The organism is Bacteroides sp. 1001136B_160425_E2 (assembly GCF_015559655.1).
GTDB lineage: Bacteria > Bacteroidota > Bacteroidia > Bacteroidales > Bacteroidaceae > Bacteroides > Bacteroides luhongzhouii.
Genome location: NZ_JADMQH010000036.1, coordinates 1 through 17,062, shown reverse-complemented (window position 1 = coordinate 17,062; position 17,062 = coordinate 1). Strand labels below are relative to the sequence as shown.

Here is a 17,062-nt window from a genome sequence, read left to right as displayed (position 1 = left end):
GACAAAAAAGAGTTTACGGCAGATATGAAGAATATCTATAATGCACCCAACAAAGAGGTGGCTGCAGCAGAGCTTGATAATCTGGAAAAGAAGTGGGGAGGAAAGTATCCTTATGCCGTACTTTCATGGAGAAACAACTGGGATGATCTGACGGTTTTCTTCCAGTTTCCATTGGAAATCAGAAAAATAATCTATACCACAAATCTTATTGAAAATCTCAACGGAAAAATCAGAAAGTACACGAAATCAAAGCTTTCATTCCCTTCGGATGATGCCGTGAAGAAAACTGTATATCTGTCACTGATGGAGATTGAGAAGAAATGGACGCAGCCAATTCATAACTGGGGATTGATTATGAACCAATTTATGCTTATTTTTGAAAACAGAATACAGATATAAGAGGAAACTTACAACTGAATCCCGGTTTCCATTTACACAAAATTGTGGACAGTGTCACTCAAAAAGAACGTCTATTCATATGAATTAGACATTCTGTTTTTTTCTTTATTTCTTCTTCGAATCGTCTCCTTTGTCCTTGCCACGATTCATTCCTTTTATCATCTCCCGGTGGAAGCGCATTTCCGCGCGCTGCACGAGAAATATCTTCTTACTGGAAAGAATCTTCTTGAATTTACCCAGATAAGTCTTATCAAGCTGGTCGGCAGCAATACGATTGTTGGCAACTTTTTCATTGATTTCTGCATATTGAGCTTCCGTTGTCTTATCATCCTTGCCTTTGCGCATCAAATCCCACGATTCATCATTCAGTTTCTTCTTCTTATCCTGAAGTTCAAAATAGACGGGAAAGAACTTGGCTGCCTCTTCTTTAGTCAATCCAGCCTGTTCGATAATGAATGCCTTTTGTTTTGCCCTGAACTCCTCCCGGGATAAATGCTGATCACATCCATCAGCAGCCCAAAGAACGGGCATAAAGCCACACAACAAAACAACCAATGCGATTAGTTTTCTCATTTTCTGTATTCAATCAGTTTTAATAAATCATTCTACACTTGCATCACTCAAATAAACATATAACGAATAATCATCCAGCATAGCACGGTCCAGTGCCACATCCAGCATTTCGTCCGATACGACTTCAGTATCTACCTCCATCACCGCCACTTCATCGACCGCAACAGGTTTGTGATCTGTCGACGCTACCCGGATAATCAGGGCCGCACCTACAAACATAGCAGCGAGATAGAGCAATGGTTTCAGTCTTGTCCATGTGCTGACAGGTTCTTCCTTGAAAACTATTTTTTCTTTTTCAGGAAGTTTATTCATTACCTCCGAAGTCAGGTTTTCAAAGTAACCATCAGGCACTTTGAAGGAATTCTCCTTACCAAGCTTCTTCAATAGGATATCTTCTTCTTTCATACGTTTTTCTCCTCTCTTTTTCTTAGACACCGTCCAATTTAAAAGGTTTAATCTATTTCTTCTAAAAACTTCTCTATTTTCTTCACCGCATGATGATATGACGCTTTGAGCGCACCAACCGATGTACCGAAGATTTCCGACATCTCTTCGTATTTCATTTCCTGATAATATTTCAGGTTGAACACCATACGCTGTTTTTCCGGCAAAGTCAATAGAGCTTTTTGCAGACACAACTGTATTTCGTCGCCCGAAAAGTAGGAGTCACTTTCCAGCTTCTGCACAATCGCAGCTTCAGGATCGTCAATATCCACGGTAGTCATAGCGCGCTGCTTATTCAGAAAGGTAAGACATTCGTTCAGTGCGATGCGATAGAGCCAGGTAGACAGTTTCGCCTCGGCACGGAAATAATCGATATTCGTCCATGCCTTGATGAAAGTGTTTTGCAGGAGATCGTTCGCATCCTCATGCGACAGTACCATCCGGCGGATTTGCCAATACAATTGCTCGCTATACTGCGCCACAATCATTTCAAATCCTTTCCGCTGTGTACTCTCCTCCTGAAGGAGTTTCAGAACTTCGCGTTCGTTATAAGGAATCATAATCTCTTGTATCTGTATGTTTATTTATGGTTTCAAATTCAGGTTGTTCATTGCCTCTAGTAAAGACGGATCATATTTATAAATGTCCTCACAATACCTCAAATTATTATCGGCAGACAGATAAACCGTCTGATAATCTATAAATAAAGGTATATATTTCTCTAAACTATAATGTTTCAGTTCACGGTAGGCCGAACTGACGGGCAGCTTCTTCCCCTCTTCACTCACCGGCTTGATATCCATTGCAATGCGGATACGGTCTTCCAATAATTCATCCGGCTCTTTCAGCAGGAAGAAAGCAAAGTCGAGTGCTTTCTGAAGACGTACGCAACCGTGGCTCACTGCACGATTCTTTCGCGTGAAAGCCCAGCGGGAAGGAGTATCGTGCAGATATACGGAATGAGGATTAGGGAAACGGAAGATGATGCGTCCCAATGAATTCCCCGTTTTATTGTCCTGCTTCACCGTATAAGGTACACCTTTTCCTGCATATTTAGCCCAATTAATCTGATGAGGATTCACTTGTAAGCCGTTCTTGTCATACACCTTCATGCGGTTACGGGTGAAATAGGTCGTATCTCTGCGATAAGTAGGGATGATTTCTTTCCGGATAATACTTTGAGGTACATTCCAGTACGGATTCAGCTCCATATAATAAATCCTGCTCGACAGGAGAGGCGTTTTATTCTTCACAGTTCCCACACAGATACGCATCTCCAGAATAGAATCCGTTTCTTCGTTGACCGCCTGCAACATGAATGCCGCCACATTGGCTATCACATATTTCTGTCCTTTATCCAATGCATATTGCCAACGTGCCCGCTCCATATTTACCAACAGACGATCCCGGTAATAATCCGTAGTGTCTGTTTTCCCCCAGGCGTTCACACGAACCAGTTCTTCCTGCATCTTGCGATAAAATGGAGAAGAAGGCTGTGCTCCACGAAAAGCGGCATTGGGATTTGCGCGCAATGAATCGAGGGCGGCATTTGCAAAAGCAGCATCACAATGCTTCAGGGGAATATGATTGACTGAATCATTCCATCTGCGTTCCGAAGGCAAGAAGCCAAATTTCAACTGGCACACATACGAAAGATAAGCGGCTGTCAACTGATATTCCACATCTGCCAACAGACGGTTCATTGTCTTTCCTTCCTGTAACTTCAAAGAACGTATCTGTTGCAATCTCTCACGGAGGCTATCCACAGGATAAAGATTCGGATTAATGCCATGCCGTGAGATGTCTCCCAACCAGAACAACATAGAGTCCGCCACCTGTGTGGCAGGTCTATCGGACACGAGCGAGTCATTCAACCAGAAGAATTCATCTTTTTCCCGATAATGGGCCAGCAAAGCCGAATCCCAAGGAGTTATGGGGTTTTCGTTCAAGCAGGAACGAATCATTAGACGAATACTGTCGGCATCTATTTGATAAGCAGGGTTGAACAGTTCTTGCAGGGAAGACAGTGAGTCCGGTATCGGAGATTGGGGTTTCTCTTTTTTACAGGCTGCCAGACAAGCGATAAATAGGATTACCGCTCCCCAAAGCAGGCATCTATTTCTCATACACAGTTCCTCCATCAACGTCAATACACAGATTTTCTTTCGCCAAAATGGTTTGCGGGAAAATGCCGGACGCTTCATTAAGCAGAATAGATTCATCCTCGTAACGGGCTGAAAAGTGTCCGATCACCAATTGTCTCACATTGGCGTCCAAGGCAAGTTGTGCGGCTTGTGCAGCCGTAGTATGATAAGTTTCCTTGGCCCGTGCCTGCTCTGTCTGCGCAAAGGTAGCCTCATGGAAAAGCAAATCTACATTTTTGATTTGTTCGGCAAGTGACGGGCGATAGATTGTATCAGAACAATAAGCATATTTACGAGCCGGAGCCGATGGACGGGTCAGACGTAAATTGGGTATTACTTCTCCTTCGGGAGTTACAAAGTCTGCTCCGTTCTTGATGCGGTTCAGTTCATAGACCGGGACTTTATAAAAATCCACCATATCTCTGATAATATGATTCGGACGCTGTTTCTCTTCAAAAAGGAAACCGCAACAGGGAATTCGATGTTTTAAAGGGATTGTGGTTACAGTCACCGAACGGTCATCGTAAATGAGCATCGGTTCTTTCGTTTCGAATTCATGGAAGAACACCTTATAAGTCAAAGTCTTGCAAAAGAAAGCAAGCATCGGCGCAAACAACTCTTCCAGTCCTCTTGGAGAATGGATATGTAAATCGGCTGTTCTTCCCAATAATCCGAATGTAGAGATCAACCCCAACAATCCGAAACAATGGTCACCATGTAAATGAGAGATGAAGATATGATTTAATCGGGAAAATTTCAGTCGCGAACGGCGTAATTGCATCTGTGCTCCCTCGCCACAATCAATCATAAATAGTTTTTCACGCAAGTTTACGACTTGAGAGGTCGCAAAATGTCGCGTGGTAGGCAAAGCGGAACCGCATCCCAATATATGTAACTCAAATTTTTCCATGGTATGCAAAGATAAAGCATTTCAGATTCAATCTTGCAAAGGATGAAACTTTTTTTTCTATTCACCACGGAGGACGCAGAGGATAAGAAGGATATGGTGAATAGAAAAAGGCGCCCCCAAACGGGAGCGCCTTCATTAGAAAATATTCTGTTCAGATTATTTCTTTCCTTCCAACTGTTCTTTCAATGCAGCCAGAGCGTCGATGTCGCCCAAAGTAGTTGAAGCAGCTTGGTTTTGGATCATCGGAGAATCTTCTCTCTTACCAGAAGATGCTTTCTTTGCGCCAGAAGTAGCTTTCTTTTCTGCTCTTTCTTCAGCTTTAGCTACATCTTCGAAGATACGGCTGTGAGACAGGATGATTCTCTTAGCGTCTTTGTTGAACTCGATCACTTTGAATTCAAGTTTCTCATCCAACTGTGCTTGTGAACCGTCTTCTTTTACAAGGTGTTTCGGAGTTGCGAAACCTTCTACACCGTAAGGAAGAGCTACAACAGCACCCTTATCCAACATTTCGATGATAGTACCTTCGTGTACAGAACCTACAGTGAACACTGTTTCGAATACATCCCAAGGATTTTCTTCGAGTTGTTTGTGTCCAAGGCTCAAGCGACGGTTTTCTTTGTCGATTTCCAATACCTGAACTTCGATGTCAGCACCAATCTGAGTAAATTCTGACGGGTGTTTTACTTTCTTAGTCCAAGAAAGGTCAGAGATGTGGATCAAGCCGTCTACACCTTCTTCGATTTCTACGAATACACCGAAGTTAGTGAAGTTACGTACTTTTGCAGTATGCTTAGAACCTACAGGATACTTTTCTTCGATAGTTTCCCATGGATCTTGTTTCAGTTGTTTGATACCCAAAGACATCTTACGTTCTTCACGGTCAAGTGTAAGAACAACAGCTTCTACTTCGTCGCCTACCTTCATGAAATCTTGTGCAGAACGCAGGTGTTGGCTCCAAGACATTTCTGAAACGTGGATCAAACCTTCTACGCCCGGAGCGATTTCGATGAATGCGCCATAGTCAGCCATAACGACCACTTTACCTTTCACCTTGTCACCAACCTTCAAGTCAGTATCAAGAGCATCCCATGGGTGCGGAGTCAGTTGTTTCAAGCCAAGAGCGATACGTTTCTTTTCGTCATCGAAGTCAAGGATAACAACGTTGAGCTTCTGATCCAGTTCAACCACTTCTTTCGGATCGCTAACGCGTCCCCAAGAAAGGTCAGTGATGTGGATCAAACCGTCTACGCCACCAAGGTCGATGAATACACCGTAAGATGTGATATTTTTAACAGTTCCTTCAAGAACTTGTCCTTTTTCAAGTTTACCGATGATTTCTTTCTTCTGTTGTTCCAGTTCAGCTTCGATAAGAGCCTTGTGAGATACAACAACGTTTTTGAATTCCTGGTTGATTTTAACCACTTTGAATTCCATTGTTTTGCCAACGAATACATCATAGTCGCGGATCGGTTTAACGTCGATCTGAGAACCCGGCAAGAATGCTTCGATTCCGAATACGTCTACGATCATACCACCCTTCGTGCGGCACTTGATGAATCCCTTGATAATTTCTTCATTTTCCAGAGCAGCGTTAACGCGATCCCAAGAACGAGTAGCGCGGGCTTTTCTGTGTGACAGAACGAGCTGTCCTTTTTTGTCTTCCTGGTTTTCGATGTATACTTCTACTGTATCACCTACTTTCAGGTCCGGATTGTAACGGAATTCATTCAAAGGGATGATACCGTCTGATTTGTAACCGATGTTCACAACTACTTCACGCTTGTTCATTGCGATTACGGTTCCGTCAACAACCTCACGGTCGTTCACTTTGTTAAGCGTACCGTCGTAAGCTTTTTCAAGTTCATCGTGGCTAACGTTGGTTACTGTTTCGCCATTTTCATAAGCATCCCAGTTGAAATCTTCAATAGGAGCTACGTTCTTTAAGTTTTCCATTAATAATAAAATTGTTTAATACTTTAATTAAATAAGACATTATATTATCTATAAATCGGGCGCAAAGGTAGAAATATTTTCTTGATTGACAAAAGAATGGCAGAAGAAAAGAGACTTATATCCGTATTTTTTGTAATATTGCAATTTTTAATTTATACTGTTTTTGCCATGGACGAGAGATTGGACAAAGTCAAGGTGCAATGCGACTATTTACCGCTTATTAATTTTGCGATACAACAAAACGGTGCATCGATCATTCATCAGCTTTCTATTGAGAACACGACATCTGCCCCACTGAAGGACATTCAGGTATCAATCACGACAGAACCGACTTTCGGAAACGCCACTCCGATGGCTGTGGAACAGATTCCGGCAAACGGTTCGGTCGGTCTGTCGTCATTCAATCTCACGTTGTCCGCCAACTACTTCACACAACTGACCGAACGTTTATCCGGCAACCTGAAAATTGAAATTACCGCTGAAGCGGAACCGATATTCTGCCAAACATATCCTATCGACATCCTGGCATACGACCAATGGGGCGGGCTCAACGTATTGCCCGAAATGCTGGCTGCTTTCATCACTCCCAATCATACGGCTATCTTGCCGATTATTAAAAGAGCTGCTTCCATCCTGGGACAGTGGACTGACAATCCGTCTCTCGATGAATATCAAAGCCGAACTCCGGACAGGGTGAGGAAACAGATGGCTGCCATCTATACAGCTATCGCGGAGCAACAGATTATATACAGTACCGTTCCTGCCAGTTTCGAAGAATATGGGCAGCGCGTCCGGTTAGCCGATTCTGTGATGGCACAGAAATTGGGAACCTGCCTGGATATGGCTTTGCTTTATGCTTCTTGTCTGGAGGCAATCGGGCTGAATGCTTTAATCATCATCACTCAAGGACACGCTTTCGCCGGAGCCTGGCTGGTACCGGAAACTTTTCCGGATCCTACGATTGATGATGTTTCTCTATTAACGAAAAGAACAGCGGAAGGAATCTACGACATTACTTTGGTTGAAACGACTTGCATGAACATGGGACATTCGTCCGATTTCGACGATGCGGTGAAGAAAGCAAACGGAAAGTTGACGGACGGGAATAACTTCCTCCTTGCAATAGACATCAAGAGAGCGAGATATTCGGGTGTACGTCCTATCCCTCAACGTATTTTGCACGGACAGGTATGGGAGGTCGAAGAAAAAGAGACCAACATTCAGAAAAGTACCGTTCATGCCACTCCGCAAAGTATCAATCCATATGATTTATCGGGCAATGAGACCCAGACCGTAATCACCAAACAACTGTTGTGGGAAAGGCGGTTGCTGGACTTGAGCCTTCGCAACAACCTGCTGAATATCCGGATTACCAAGAACACGCTCCAACTGATCCCGGCTAATCTGGCTTGCCTGGAAGACGCATTGGCTGACGGAGAAGAGTTCCGCATCCTGCACCGCCCTGCCGATTGGGAAAGCCCGGCGATAGATTTCGGCATTTATTCCTCCGTACCGGAGTCTGACCCGGTGGTTGGTTTCATCAACTCGGAGCTTTCGCAGAAAAGACTGCGCTTTTATCTGTCCGAGAACGATTTAGGCAAAGCATTGACGCATTTATACCGTTCTTCACGTACTTCTATCGAAGAGAATGGAGCCAACACTCTTTATCTGGCTCTCGGACTTTTGAAATGGTACGAGACTCCTTCCAGCGAACGTCCCCGCTACGCTCCCATCCTGCTAATACCCGTTGAAATCATCCGTAAGTCGGCAGCTAAAGGCTATGTGATCCGTTCCAGGGAAGAGGAAACGATGATGAATATTACGTTATTAGAAATGCTTCGCCAAAACTTCGGAATTACCGTATCGGGATTGGACCCGTTGCCCACCGATGAAAGCGGCGTCAACGTCAAACTGATTTATTCCATCATTCGCAACAGTATCAAGAACCAGCGTAAATGGGATGTGGAAGAGCAGGCCATCTTAGGCATCTTCTCTTTCAACAAGTTCATCATGTGGAATGATATTCACAATAATGCCAATAAACTGGTCCAGAACAAAATTGTTTCAAGCCTCATCAACGGAAAGATAGAGTGGGAAGCCGCAACAGAAGGAATAGACGCAACGGATATGGACAAACAACTGTCACCAACAGACATCGTATTGCCTATCATTGCCGATTCTTCGCAATTGGAAGCTATCTATGAAGCTGTACACGATAAAACTTTTATCCTGCACGGCCCTCCGGGAACGGGCAAATCACAAACGATTACCAATATCATCGCCAACGCGCTTTACAAAGGAAAACGTGTCTTATTCGTTGCGGAAAAAATGGCAGCTCTCTCCGTTGTTCAAAACCGATTGGCGGCTATCGGTTTAGCTCCGTTCTGTTTGGAAATTCATTCCAACAAGACAAAAAAATCCGCTGTTATCTCACAATTGAAAGAAACAACGGAAATTATCAGGCAGGCACCTCCCGAAGAATTCAAAAAGGAAGCGGAACGTTTGCTGAATTTGCGGGCGGAACTGAATCAGTATATCGAAGCCCTACACAAAGAATATCCGTTCGGAATCTCACTATACGACGCCATTATCCATTATCAATCTGTGGACGTCGAAGCTTGTTTTGATATTCCACAACCCTATCTGGATACATTGGACAAAGATACATTTGCGCAATGGGAAGAGGCCATCGAATCGTTAGTCAGAACCGCCAATGCGTGTGGACACCCTTATCAACATCCATTAACAGGTATCTCGATTTCCGAGTATTCATCTGCCGGTAAAGAAGAAGCCTCCCAATTACTTACCGGTTTCATTGATTTATTAAATACCATCCGGCAGAAGTCGCATGTATTTTCCATACTTCTGAAAGACACGGATATACATCCTACACGCAAGGATTTCCAAACGATTGCCTGTATCATTCGGAAAATACTCGATATTCCGGAGCTGACTCCGGGATTGCTGACTCTGCCGTTATTGAATGAAACGCTGAATGAATATCGTGAAGTGGTGGTTCATGGTCAAAAACGTGATGAACAAAGAAAAGAAATAGAGGCCGGATTTACTAAAGAGATTCTATCCCTCAACGCAAAGCAGATGGTAGCCGAATGGAACCGGGTATCCGATCAGTGGTTCCTTCCCAGATATTTCGGACAGCGGAAAATCAGAAAGGCCATCCATATCTATGCTTTAAAAACGATTGAAACAGAAGATATCAAACCTCTACTTTACCGGATTATCCGGTATCAGGAAGAAGCTGAAGCTGTTCAGAAATACACCGGCCAACTCCCCTCCGTGTTCGGACGATTCGGCAAGAATGAGGATTGGACTGCCATTGAGCAGATTATCAATGACATGACTTCTCTTCATTCGCATTTGTTGAATTACGCAAAAGACATTGCCAAAGTGTCACAAATCAAACAGAATTTGTCTGTACAACTCACAGAAGGAATTCAAACATTCAGAGATATGCATGCTCACTCTTTCAATGAACTGTATCAGTTGTCGGATACACTCACAGCTATTGAAAAGAAGTTGTCCGGCACGTTGGGTGTATCAACAGAAGAGCTTTATAGTCATTCGGCCGACTGGATAACAATCGCGCTATCAAAAGCCCAAACTTGGAAAGATAACCTCGGCAAGCTCAAAGACTGGTATCAGTGGTTACAAGCATACCAAACTCTGAATAAGCTGGGAATCGGATTTATCGCGACAGAATATAAGGAAAAGAATATCCCTACCGACCAACTAACAGACAGGTTCCGCAAGAGTTTCTATCAGGCGGCTATTCAGTATATCATTGCCAAAGAACCTACGCTGGAATTATTCAACGGCAGGATATTCAATGACATTATTGCTAAATACAAACAAATATCTGCCAAATTCGAAGAAACGACCAAAAAAGAATTGTTTGCGCGACTGGCTTCCAACATTCCGTCTTTTACTCACGAAGCTATCCAAAGTTCTGAAGTGGGTATTCTTCAAAAGAATATCCGCAACAATGCCCGTGGCATATCCATCCGCAAACTGTTCGACCAGATTCCTACTTTATTGTCGCGTATGTGTCCGTGTATGCTGATGAGCCCTCTTTCCGTTGCTCAATTCATTGATACGGATGCTGATAAATTCGATTTGATAGTCTTTGATGAAGCGTCACAGATGCCTACTTATGAAGCGGTGGGAGCCATTGCCCGAGGCAAAAACGTGATTATTGTGGGGGACCCGAAACAGATGCCTCCCACCAACTTCTTCTCGGTCAACACCGTCGATGAAGATAATATTGAAATGGAAGATTTGGAGAGTATTCTTGACGACTGTCTTGCCTTGTCTATCCCTTCAAAATATTTATTGTGGCATTATCGAAGCAAGCACGAGAGCCTCATCGCTTTCAGCAACTCCGAATATTACGATAACAAACTGATGACTTTCCCTTCTCCGGACAACATTGAATCGAAAGTCAGGATGGTCAATATCGACGGTTATTATGATAAAGGCAAATCGCGCCAAAACCGGGCGGAAGCTCAAGCGGTGGTAGAAGAAATAGCCAGAAGATTGAGAAGCGAGGAATTGAGAAAGAAAAGTATCGGTGTAGTGAGTTTCAGCATCGTCCAGCAAGCCTTGATAGAAGACTTACTTTCTGACCTCTTTATCTTCCATCCCGAACTGGAAACTCTTGCTTTGGAATGTGACGAACCGTTGTTTATCAAAAACCTGGAGAATGTGCAGGGAGATGAACGGGACGTTATTCTCTTTTCTGTGGGCTACGGTCCGGATGCAGAAGGACGCGTCAGCATGAATTTCGGACCACTGAACCGGGTAGGCGGCGAAAGAAGGTTGAATGTAGCCGTTTCCCGTGCCCGGTATGAGATGATTATCTATTCCACCTTAAGAGCGGACATGATTGACCTGAACCGGACTTCTTCTATCGGAGTAGCCGGACTAAAACGTTTCCTCGAATATGCGGAGAAGGGAACCAGAAATACAATCAACAGTGTGACAGCCCAATCAACGGAAGCGGCAGCCTCCATCGAGAATATCATTGCCGATAAACTGCGTTCATTGGGGTACACTGTGCATACAGACATCGGATGTTCCGGTTACAAAATAGATATAGGTATCGTTGACACAGAAAATACATCTAACTATCAATTAGGTATTATCTGCGATGGCAAAAACTATAAACGTACCAAAACCGCACGTGACCGGGAAATTGTACAAAACAATGTACTAAAAGCACTCGGATGGGATATCTACCGGATATGGACTATGGACTGGTGGGAAAAACCGGACGAAGTAATGGCAGCTATTCAAGAGGCTATCGCACGGAAAAAGAGTTCAAAGGTTAACGCCAAGACTACCTTCGGAATTGATCCTGCCCTAATGACAGCCGAGAAAGAATCTGTGGACAAAACACCGACCGCACAAAGAAATAACAATGAAATTTCATTTGTACTCAAAGCATCACCTGTCACCTCTGAAAAGCAAACTGCTTCCACATCTTCCGCACGAGACAGAATACAGCAAAAGTACCGATCGGCAAAGATCACTCCAGGCAACTATTCGCCGGAAGACTTTTTCTTTAGCGAAAGCTATTCTATCCTCACTTCTCAAATACGGAAGATTATAGAGAATGAAGCTCCGGTCAGCAAATCATTGCTTTGCAAGAAAATTCTGTCCGAATGGGGAATCAGTCGCTTGGGAACACGGGTAGAAACACGGATAGAGACGGCTTTAGATACACTGAATATCTATCGCACCGAACATGAAGGACTTGTTTTCTGCTGGGAAAATAGAGAGCAATGCATCTCCTACTCTATTTATCGTCCGGTTTCCGACCGGGAAGCGACAGATATAGCTCCTGAAGAGATAGCCAATGCCATCCGACAACTGTTGACAGACTCCATCAGCCTGCCTGTGGCAGATTTGATAAAAGCATGTGCACAACAATTTGGCTTTGCCCGCATGGGATCGAACATAGACGCTGCCATGCAAAGAGGTATTCGCGAAGCCGTAAAAAGGAATTATGCCAAAATTGAAAACGAACGGGTTACGATTGTGGATTAAATGGTAGACTCAGGTGACAGAAATTTAGATTAATTCCCTTTCTCCAAACGTTTCAGGGCAGCAATAGAATCGGATACATAGATATTGTCCGGTTCTATTGACCGCCAATAGCAAAGCTCTCCAATCAACCGTTTCAGATAGACAGGATCACTCGAACCAATCCGTCGCTGATGTTCTGCCAAACCTTTTGTCAGAATGAAATAGACATTCTTCCGGATTTCCCTCTTTCTAGCTTTAGGGATAGTCAGTTTCACACCGGAAGAGATGGACACTCCCGTGATAATCTTTTTGCCATGCTCATCGACGAAACGGGTCTTTTTATGATTCGGTTCGAATTTCTCACCACGAATGATTTGTTTGATACGGGGAATAATCTGCTCTTTGGGAAATACATCTCCCGAAAAAGTCAAGTCATCGGCATACCGGGTATAAGTCAATCCGTATTCCGCCGCCAAAGCTGTCAATTTCCTATCCATCTCATAACCAACGATATTGCTTAATGACGGACTTGTAGGTGCTCCCTGCGGCAAGTGTCTGTGCAAACAACACAACGTTCCCAATACTTTAGATACATTTTCCGGATAACCGATCTTCTCAAATGTCTTTTTCACTCTCGGACTCCGTATAGAAAAGAAAAAATCATGAATATCCATTTTCAACACATACCGTTTTCCCAAATGAGGATTGGCATTGTCGACCACAGAATAACCGTTCCGGAAACCTATCGCTGCCGGATGAATCATTGTTACAGGTGATAATATACGAGAATTAATAGTCGTTTGAATGGATTGCAATTTTTTGTTAGGAGCAGAGATCATACGATACCCTCCTTTTCTTTTTCTCATCCAAAACTCCCGGTAATGCGCAGAAACATTTTGCAGTATTTCCTTCAACTGTCCCGTTTCTATTCCCAACAGATTGGCACACCAGACGACAGCCGATTCATCATACTTTTGAATATACTGTGTTCTTGGAACTGTCGCTCCCAAAGCATGCCTAAGCCAAGTTCCATGCCCCCATTTTACTTTAGTCGTCTTTTCTTCCTTACTACCGTCTGTCGCTTTCCATCTTTTATACCCCTCTTGTTTCCTGCTTGAGGAAATCATCTTATAAATCAGGAAACCAGTGACAATAAATATCGTTATTAGAATTCCGTCCATTTTGTATTATGTATATAAACAAAGAGAAGAGAGGATGAGTTATTTACTAAAATAAATTTAGGTATTTATACCTTAGAATTTATTTTCTAGGAAAAATACCTGTGCTTACGAGGCGACTACACCTCTTTGATGCTAAATTCGGCCCTCATCCTCTCTTATACAAAGATAAGTATAATCTTTCGATAAAACAACCGGAAAGAGAAAAACTATCGGTTGAACAACTCAAACGTGAACTTACAGCCTATTCCTCCGAATTTCCAGTTTTCGCTGCTTACGAAGACTCCCACGTCGAAAATATGCGTACCGATGCCATATCCGACTTCCAGATAAGGCTGAAGATGCGGCATAGAAAGTGCACTGATATAAATACGCTCGTTTTGCACATAACGGGTGTACTTCATCAGATGCCGGAGAATAAGGAACGGAGCTTCGTAGGTGAAATGTCCCCGCACATAACGACGGGAGGAGTTATACCAACGTGAGTCAAGCACCTGAAATACTCCGCCGATTTCATCATTCCAGCCTACGGGAAGATTATGGCGGGAGAAATTGGCAAAGTCCACAAAATACAACTCATCCTGATTGGTGAATGCTCCGAATCCGAAACGATAATAAATATTACGCATCAATCCCATCCGGATTTGATGCTGAAGGTCAAACTCTATTCTTTCATATTCGCCCGTACTTTTAAATACTCCTTTAATTCCCCGTTCATAATCGACCGAAAAGGTTGGATAGATAGAATGCAAGTTTATCTTCCGCTTTCCGTTCATATAATAATAGAGTCCCGGCGTCCACTCTATCCGGATGCGGGGAGCGAAACTGATATAAGTGTTCTTGAATTTATCCATAAACTCCGGAGGCGGCATCGGATAATCACCGGTAATCACAAAACGGGAAGGCTCTACTGCTGTTCTTTTATGGGCAGAGAAACCCAGACTGATATCCAGTCCGTTGACCACCTCAACTGTATGGCGGAAGTTAAAATACAAGTCCTTGAAATAATCAAGATGAATTAAATCGAAATTAAAGATACTATCCGGCATAGCTTTCAGTTCGTCCAACACCTTACTGCTATAGATACGATTACCATTACCCACGTTCAACCGGAAGAATCCCCGTTTCTGCGGCCAGTATTCAAAGTCGGCATTCAATGACCAATAGAACTCCTTACGCGTAAAGTTGTATCCAAGCTTCGGCACGATACGAAGTAATTTATCCCCTCTGAAAAGGCGGTTGTAGCGGAAATCCTGTCGATAAGACAAACCGTTGCTTCCGCTATAACTGAATAAGAGCGGATTTATAAACGGAGAAAACCGTACGCTTCCGATATTGGACAAATTGAATTTATAATCTTCTACCATCAAATCACCCATCGTTCCCCAAAAGGCCTGACTCTTGGATGGCTTTTGTATAGTAGCCGTGTCACGTCTAAGCGCATTGTCGAAATATAGTTTCTTCTCACTTTCGTTCAAAGGAATCGGACGCAAGATAGCAAAGGTAGAGGCATCCGTCTTATAAGCATTCGTATCACACTGTAAAGAGAAAGATTCCGAAAGATTATATTTCCTCTTCTCTTTCTTACGTACCTTTTTTTCTTTCAGTTCGATGGATTTATAATCTAAAGAAGCTGTATAATTACCATCCACCTTATTTCCGAGGAATTTGAAAAGAGCTTCTACGTCATAGCGCACCGGCAGGAATTCATTTTTCTTGCCGACATCTCCCATCTTAATCCAACAGGTAAATGTTATCAGTTCCGATCTTCCCGAAAAACGAATTTCACGAACACTCCAGACGTTACTGCTGACCACCATATAACCACCCACCAACTGATCGCTCTTGGTACGGGGAATGAAACGTATCCGATAATCCAGATTGTTAGGATCTCCCATTACGCTGTCTATCCGATACTTATAATATTTCTGCCCGTTTTTAGCCAGTGGTGATAGCAAGCGTTCATCATTCAGCAAAGAAGAAGAGTAGATATTTACATTAAAGTATTCGAGCAAACCCGGCAATCCTCTGTTTCCCCTCACAGTTCCTTGAGAGGCTTTTACTTTTTGGTCGTAAATATTGGGAGCTGTATAATGCAGGTCACTGTATGTTTCAAGCAGATATTCGCGAACACCCTTTTGCAAACGAAACATAGAAGGTACATAGCGGAGAATAAAATTCTTTTTCTGAATGTCCATCTTACCTTTTATATATAGGTTCGCACGATAATCGCTGACTATCGTTTCATACAAAGGCGCAAAGGTCATCACACGTTCTATAATGGAGTCGGCAGAGATTTCCTGATGGGTATAAGGATTCATTATATAATTATTGGCTGCCCCTTTTGATATAAAAGAGAACAGACACAATATGCATCCTATCAATATTTTATCTCTCAATTGTCGTATCTCCTTCATTAACGTAGGCAAATATAAAAAAGAATATCGAAAAGCAATGGAATTAAGCTACTAAAAAGAGTTATCAGGGGAAGGAAGCTTTTCACACCGGATTAATATAAATATAAGAATAAACAAAAACGACTCATGTTTGAATGCATGAGTCGTCTATTAATAATAGGAGAAAGATTATAATTTCTCTATTTCTTCTTTCGAAATACCCGTAGATTTTATGATAATATCATCATCCACTCCTAATTCTTTCAATTTACGGGCTGTTTCTCGTATACCTTTTTGCATTCCTTTTTGTTCTGCAAAGTCCAACGTATTAAAATAATCGTTGTACACTTTCCATTCTTCCTCGTACTGCATTCTTTCCTCCTGGGTCATATTCGCTTTGGAGGCTAACTTTTCCAGTCGTTCAAAAACGGCTTTGCGAGCCTTGAAAGGCATTCGATCAAGTGTATCCATGTGCTTTAATATATAAATCCAGCGTTCAAAATCATTTTCACATTCATCCTCTTCTTTATTAAAGTTCGGCAATTCAATAAAAATCTGCCGGAACTTACTATTGAAAAGCTTACCTGTATCCCTGTCAGAAAGGACAACATCCGTTCTGATTTTAGAGGGTATATCCTTGTCCATCACGAAGTTCATGAAGAACACTCCGTACACAGCATCTAATTGAAAGTTCCAAATCCCTTTTCTCGCTTGTTGGGTAATAGCCCTAGAGAGATAGAAAAGGGCACGGTCTTTAAAGTAAGGCTGTTCCCGGTTCTGCATTTCTACGATAATATGTTCCCCCGTGTTGGTTCTACAATATATATCATAGATAAGTCCTCGTTCTGTTTTTACTTCCGGCTGCTGTTCGTTGTTTAGGAACTGGATGTCGGTAATTATATGCTCTCCTACGAGCAAATCATTCAAGAAGTCGATTAATAACTCCTTTTCTACCTCTCTGCCGAATAAAAACTTAAAGCCAAAATCGGTAAAGGGATTGATAAATCTTCCCATTAT

At 42.8% G+C, this 17,062-nt stretch carries 11 protein-coding genes; 2 read left to right on the top strand and 9 right to left on the bottom strand.

Features of this window, described 5'->3' with window-relative positions; all coding sequences use genetic code 11:
• Positions 1–399, top strand: a 399-nt coding sequence (locus I2I04_RS22575) for a transposase (RefSeq protein WP_195655905.1), incomplete at its 5' end; no start/stop codon positions are given.
• A gap of 105 nt (positions 400–504) precedes the next feature.
• On the opposite strand, the gene I2I04_RS22570 is transcribed toward I2I04_RS22575, so the two are convergent.
• The 6 genes from I2I04_RS22570 to rpsA form a co-directional block, all read right to left on the bottom strand.
• The gene (locus I2I04_RS22570; RefSeq protein WP_143258159.1) at positions 505–972 is read right to left on the bottom strand and encodes a hypothetical protein; all 468 of its coding nucleotides are present in this window, start codon (positions 970–972) and stop codon (positions 505–507) included.
• A 27-nt stretch (positions 973–999) separates the two neighbouring features.
• Entirely contained in the window at positions 1,000–1,377 is a 378-nt protein-coding gene (locus I2I04_RS22565) for a hypothetical protein (protein ID WP_143258158.1), read from the bottom strand.
• Between the two features lie 47 nt (positions 1,378–1,424).
• Entirely contained in the window at positions 1,425–1,976 is a 552-nt protein-coding gene (locus I2I04_RS22560; RefSeq protein WP_008016827.1) for an RNA polymerase sigma factor, read from the bottom strand.
• Positions 1,977–2,000: 24 nt separating this feature from the next.
• Positions 2,001–3,542, bottom strand: a complete 1,542-nt coding sequence (locus I2I04_RS22555) for a L,D-transpeptidase family protein (RefSeq protein ID WP_229092228.1) — start codon at positions 3,540–3,542, stop codon at positions 2,001–2,003.
• Positions 3,532–4,470: a ribonuclease Z gene (locus tag I2I04_RS22550; protein WP_143258157.1), complete on the bottom strand. Its 939-nt coding sequence runs from the start codon at positions 4,468–4,470 to the stop codon at positions 3,532–3,534. The genes I2I04_RS22555 and I2I04_RS22550 overlap by 11 nt, the downstream gene beginning before the upstream one ends.
• Positions 4,471–4,626: 156 nt before the next feature.
• On the bottom strand, positions 4,627–6,426 hold the full coding sequence (gene rpsA, locus I2I04_RS22545; protein ID WP_195655904.1) for a 30S ribosomal protein S1: 1,800 nt from the start codon (positions 6,424–6,426) through the stop codon (positions 4,627–4,629).
• 96 nt (positions 6,427–6,522) lie between these two features.
• Between rpsA and I2I04_RS22540 the strand changes: the two genes are divergently transcribed.
• Positions 6,523–12,492, top strand: coding sequence for a DUF3320 domain-containing protein (locus I2I04_RS22540; protein WP_195655903.1), 5,970 nt, complete (start codon positions 6,523–6,525; stop codon positions 12,490–12,492).
• A gap of 29 nt (positions 12,493–12,521) precedes the next feature.
• Here I2I04_RS22540 and I2I04_RS22535 read toward each other — a convergent pair whose 3' ends face one another.
• From I2I04_RS22535 to I2I04_RS22525, 3 genes are all read right to left on the bottom strand, one after another.
• The gene (locus I2I04_RS22535) at positions 12,522–13,652 is read right to left on the bottom strand and encodes a retron St85 family RNA-directed DNA polymerase (RefSeq protein WP_195655902.1); all 1,131 of its coding nucleotides are present in this window, start codon (positions 13,650–13,652) and stop codon (positions 12,522–12,524) included.
• 206 nt (positions 13,653–13,858) lie between these two features.
• Positions 13,859–16,066 (bottom strand): DUF5686 family protein, encoded by a 2,208-nt coding sequence (locus tag I2I04_RS22530; protein ID WP_185911436.1) that lies wholly within the window; start codon positions 16,064–16,066, stop codon positions 13,859–13,861.
• Between the two features lie 168 nt (positions 16,067–16,234).
• Positions 16,235–17,059, bottom strand: a complete 825-nt coding sequence (locus tag I2I04_RS22525; RefSeq protein WP_195471724.1) for an Rpn family recombination-promoting nuclease/putative transposase — start codon at positions 17,057–17,059, stop codon at positions 16,235–16,237.
• Positions 17,060–17,062: the final 3 nt, after the last annotated feature.

Coding starts and splice junctions, on each gene's coding strand:
- I2I04_RS22540 (WP_195655903.1), top strand. CDS start 6,523: ATGGCAGAAGAAAAGAGACTTATATCCGTATTTTTTGTAATATTGCAA.
- I2I04_RS22525 (WP_195471724.1), bottom strand. CDS start 17,059: ATGGGAAGATTTATCAATCCCTTTACCGATTTTGGCTTTAAGTTTTTA.
- I2I04_RS22570 (WP_143258159.1), bottom strand. CDS start 972: ATGAGAAAACTAATCGCATTGGTTGTTTTGTTGTGTGGCTTTATGCCC.
- I2I04_RS22550 (WP_143258157.1), bottom strand. CDS start 4,470: ATGGAAAAATTTGAGTTACATATATTGGGATGCGGTTCCGCTTTGCCT.
- I2I04_RS22535 (WP_195655902.1), bottom strand. CDS start 13,652: ATGGACGGAATTCTAATAACGATATTTATTGTCACTGGTTTCCTGATT.
- I2I04_RS22555 (WP_229092228.1), bottom strand. CDS start 3,542: ATGAGAAATAGATGCCTGCTTTGGGGAGCGGTAATCCTATTTATCGCT.
- I2I04_RS22560 (WP_008016827.1), bottom strand. CDS start 1,976: ATGATTCCTTATAACGAACGCGAAGTTCTGAAACTCCTTCAGGAGGAG.
- I2I04_RS22530 (WP_185911436.1), bottom strand. CDS start 16,066: ATGAAGGAGATACGACAATTGAGAGATAAAATATTGATAGGATGCATA.
- I2I04_RS22565 (WP_143258158.1), bottom strand. CDS start 1,377: ATGAAAGAAGAAGATATCCTATTGAAGAAGCTTGGTAAGGAGAATTCC.
- rpsA (WP_195655904.1), bottom strand. CDS start 6,426: ATGGAAAACTTAAAGAACGTAGCTCCTATTGAAGATTTCAACTGGGAT.